This is a genomic window from Stieleria sp., assembly GCF_041595215.1.
GTDB classification, from domain to species: Bacteria; Planctomycetota; Planctomycetia; order Pirellulales; family Pirellulaceae; genus Stieleria; species Stieleria magnilauensis.
Genome location: NZ_JBFHKV010000895.1, coordinates 1 through 3,648 on the forward strand (window position 1 = coordinate 1; position 3,648 = coordinate 3,648).

The following is a 3,648-nucleotide window of genomic DNA, read 5'->3' on the forward strand; positions in this document are numbered from 1 at the left end:
GGTGATCGGACGGTTCTTTCGGCAGCACGAGATGCATCGTCAAATCGCGACCGCCGCCGGTACCGAAGACGACATCTCGTTCGACGGTGACATCGTCCGGTGCATTCAGGCGGCCAGGGTTCGGGCGGTTGGCATTCAGGCGATCGGCGATCGGAAAATCCTCGCGTGTCAGCACGTCATCACGATTACGATCCAAACGCTGGAACAATCGCGGCGCCGCCTTGAATTCGTCCTTCGTCACTTTCCCGTCCCGGTTCGCATCCTCGCGCCGCAACACCTCGGCGAAGGTGATCCGTGGCCGCCGCTGCTGGGGCGTGGGTTGCTGCGGTTGGGGTGCTTGAGCCCAGCCGGAGTCGCAGAAACAACATGTCAAAGACAAGACGGTAGCGAAAGTAAAGTGACGATTCATCGATTGCTCGTCGAGAGGTGAGAGAAAAAGTGTCGTGGTCGGACCGTGAGATCGTTCGACCATCAATATACGGCGGGATTGTGACGGCAGTGATCAACAGGACGGGGTTGGCGTTGATTTCCAGACCTCGGGACACTTGGTGAAACGATTTTCGCCGAGTCGAATCTGTCGCCGCGCGATGATTCGTTACCATACGGTCCTTGACCGGCTACTTTCCTCCCTCCAAGTCGACGATTTCATTCGCTCCATGGCCATCGACACGAATAAACAATCCGCCAATTTCGAACAGACGGGACCAGCCCTGTTGGCTCACCGTCGAATCGCGATTCTCACCGACGGCTACTCCACGCCGTTCGTGGCCAAGACCGCGATCAGCCTGCTTCGATATCGCACGCAAGATGTCGCGGCCGTCATCGATGCGGCCGCGGCGGGTTCAACCTCACAGGACTTGCTGGGGGTCGGCGGACCGATCCCCGTGGTGAGCGGGTTGTCAGAGATTCCAGACGTGGATGCCTTGTACATCGGCATCGCGCCGCCCGGGGGAAAGCTGCCCGAGGAGTGGCGTCCGATCATCCTCCAAGCACTCCGCCGAGGCATCGACGTCGTTTCGGGGCTGCACGATTTTCTGACCGAGGACGCGGAGTACATCGACACGGCGGCGGGATCCGAGAGCCGCTTGATCGACGTCCGTCGCAATCGATTGAAGTCGACGGCGGATTGCCACCGGTTTCGCCCCGGCTGCATCCGCATCCATACCGTCGGTCAGGATTGTAGCCTGGGAAAAATGGTCACGTCGTTGGAGATCCACCGAGGATTGGTCGATCGCAAACTGAATTCCAAATTCCTCGCCACCGGTCAAACCGGCATCATGATCTCCGGCGAGGGCGTGCCGATCGATTGCGTCGTCGCGGATTTCATCAGTGGTGCCGCCGAACAACTTGCCCGGCAAAACGAACAGCACGATTTTTTGCTGATCGAAGGCCAAGGCAGCATTTCCCATCCGGCCTTTTCCGCGGTGACGTTGGGGTTGTTGCACGGCAGCGCCCCGGACGGATTGATTTTTTGTTACGAAGCGGGACGCACGCACGTCAAGGGACTCGATGACATTCCCATTCCGCCGATGAAAGATCAGATGGAGGCTTACCTGGTTGCAGCAAAACTGCGGCATCCGTGCAAGTTCGTGGGCATCGCGATCAACACACGTCATTTGAACGACGAAGAGGCGCTGGCGGAAATCGAGCGAGCGGAGTCGACGTTTGGGTTGCCCACGTGCGACGTCTATCGCACCGGTGCTGACAAATTGGTCGATGCCTGCATCGGATTGCGAGCCGAGGTGGTAGGGCGATGAAGCTGACCGTTTATCGATTGAAGTTGCCCCTGAAGCACGCGTTCACGATCGCGCGCAGTTCGATCGAGACACAATCGAGCTTGATCGTGGAGCTGGAGCATGATGGCGTCCGCGGCTATGGCGAAGTGACCGAAGATTCATTCTATCGCCACAGCTACGATTCGATGATCGAGTCGCTCAATCGGGTCGCTCCTGATTCACTCGATCGGTACGCCTCAGAGTCTGCCGCGGATCTGTGGCCGATGATGCGAGAGGAGACGGCGGGCGACATGTTTGCGTTGTCGGCGCTGGACATGGCGGCGCACGATTATCACGGCAAAAAACTGGGGATCGCGGCCTGGCAGGATTGGGGGCTGGAATGGAACGACGTCGTGGATTCGAGTTTTACGATCGGGATCGACACGCCCGAAACGATGATCGCAAAACTGGATGAAGAGCCCGGATGGAGGGTTTACAAAATCAAACTCGGCACGAAGCGAGACATTGAAATCGTGACCGAGTTGCGGCGGCACTCCGACGCGGTGTTTCGCGTCGATGCAAATTGTGGTTGGACCGCAGACGAGGCGATCGCCAATTCCAAGCCGTTGGCGGATCTGGGAGTGGAGTTCATTGAACAGCCGCTGCCGATCGACGCCTCGCGTGAGGACAAGCAGCGGGTTCATCGCGAATCGGCGTTGCCGATCATTGCCGACGAAGACTGCCAGGTGTTCGATGACGTCCAGCGATGCCGTGGTCTGTATCACGGCGTCAACGTCAAACTTTGCAAGTGCGGCGGTCTGTCGCCGGCGCTGCAAATGCTGAAGGATGCTCGCCGGCTGGGATTGAAAACGATGATCGGCTGCATGGTCGAAAGCTCGGTCGGCATCAGCGGCGCGGCGCAGCTGTTGCCGCTGTTGGATTTTGCCGATCTGGACGGGGCGGTGTTGTTGGCGGACGAGCCCTGTGTCGGCGTTTCAATCGACAAGGGAAACGTCACCGCGTCCCGGTTGGCCGGTTGCGGCGGCGAACTCGATCGCGATCGGTTGGGTGAATTCCTGGTTTCGCCGCCGGTGGTGATTCATTCGTCGTGACGGCTTCGCCTGCCGAGCGACAATTTGGCCCCACACGTCGCATCTGGGTCAAGTAAACTGCGGTGATTCGTGTTCGCACCGGCTGTCCCCTTTTCTTCTTTTCGGCGAGCTGATCGTGAGTGCCCCCGCCCGTTTTATCTTGCATCCGACTGATTTTTCCGCCCAATCGCAGCTGGCATTTGCACACGCCTTGCGTCTGGCGCTCAGCAATGAATCGACGTTGTCGTTGTTGCACGTCGGCGACGACGCCTATGAAGACTGGGATCGCTTTCCGGCGGTCCGAAAGACGCTCGAGCGCTGGGGGCTGATCGAACCGGACGCCAAACGCAGTGACATTCAAGAAAAGCTCGGTGTCGGTGTGGAAAAGGTCATCGCCGAGCAAAAGGACGTCGTCGAGGCGATCACGGGCTTTTTTCAAGAACGCCCGATCGACTTCATGGTGCTGGCCGCTTCCGGTCGCGACGGTCTGGCATCGTGGTTGATGCCCTCCAAGGCCGAGAAGATCGCGCATCAGACGCATGTGCCGACATTGTTTGTGCCCGCCGGCGGGCACGGTTGTGTTTCGCTGGAAACCGGCGCCGTCAACATCGATCGGATCATCGTACCGGTCGATCAGACGCCGCATTCCAGCGAGGCCATCGAACGCGGGCTGCGCGCAATCTCGGCGCTGGGAAGCGAGAACGCGACGTTGACGCTGTTCCACGTCGGCTCGACGTCCATGCCCGACGTCAAGATCCCCGAGGGCCCCTGGCGAGTCGAGCAGAAGGTGGTCTCGGCGGGCGATCCGGCGTCTGAAATCATCGCGCTGGCCAGCAAAACCA

The 3,648-nt window shown here is 59.4% G+C and carries 3 protein-coding genes and 1 pseudogene; 3 read left to right on the top strand and 1 reads right to left on the bottom strand.

Annotated features, from left to right (window positions below):
• Positions 1-472, bottom strand: a pseudogene (locus tag ABX749_RS25865) (hypothetical protein); the annotation flags it as partial.
• A gap of 184 nt (positions 473-656) precedes the next feature.
• On the opposite strand from ABX749_RS25865, the gene ABX749_RS25870 reads away from it, so the two are divergent.
• The 3 genes from ABX749_RS25870 to ABX749_RS25880 all read left to right on the top strand — a co-directional run.
• Positions 657-1,757, top strand: coding sequence for a DUF1611 domain-containing protein (locus ABX749_RS25870; RefSeq protein ID WP_372898547.1), 1,101 nt, complete (start codon positions 657-659; stop codon positions 1,755-1,757).
• The gene (locus tag ABX749_RS25875; RefSeq protein ID WP_372898548.1) at positions 1,754-2,827 is read left to right on the top strand and encodes a dipeptide epimerase; all 1,074 of its coding nucleotides are present in this window, start codon (positions 1,754-1,756) and stop codon (positions 2,825-2,827) included. The genes ABX749_RS25870 and ABX749_RS25875 overlap by 4 nt, the downstream gene beginning before the upstream one ends.
• Before the next feature lie 115 nt (positions 2,828-2,942).
• On the top strand, positions 2,943-3,648 hold a 706-nt coding region (locus ABX749_RS25880), incomplete at its 3' end, for a universal stress protein (RefSeq protein WP_372898549.1).

Bases quoted from the DNA above. Each gene is read 5' to 3' on its own strand.
- ABX749_RS25870 (WP_372898547.1), top strand. From the start codon at position 657: ATGGCCATCGACACGAATAAACAATCCGCCAATTTCGAACAGACGGGA.
- ABX749_RS25875 (WP_372898548.1), top strand. From the start codon at position 1,754: ATGAAGCTGACCGTTTATCGATTGAAGTTGCCCCTGAAGCACGCGTTC.